This window comes from Oleiphilus sp. HI0061, from assembly GCF_001635675.1.
In genome coordinates this window covers 1-228 of record NZ_LWFE01000872.1, presented here as the reverse complement: position 1 = coordinate 228, position 228 = coordinate 1, and the positions used below count along the sequence as shown (strand labels likewise).

Annotated in this window: 1 protein-coding gene; it reads left to right on the top strand. The window is 44.5% G+C overall.

Annotation, left to right across the window (positions count from 1 at the left end):
- Positions 1–228: AMP-binding protein (locus A3735_RS10285; protein ID WP_156499589.1), on the top strand; the 228-nt coding region annotated here is incomplete at both ends.

Here is a 228-nt window from a genome sequence, read left to right as displayed (position 1 = left end):
TGCGGATTTACTAAGCGACTCCCCGACGCCTGCTCCAGAGGGTTGCCACTCTTTTAGCCAAATCCTCAATGATTTTGATCAGGCTAAATTGCAAGCCCGTAAAGATATTGGCCCAGATGATTTATGTATGCTCCAGTACACTGGAGGCACAACTGGCGTTTCTAAAGGTGCTTGTTTAAGCCACCGAAATGTCATAAGTAATGNTAAACAATGTTTGGATAGACTTGC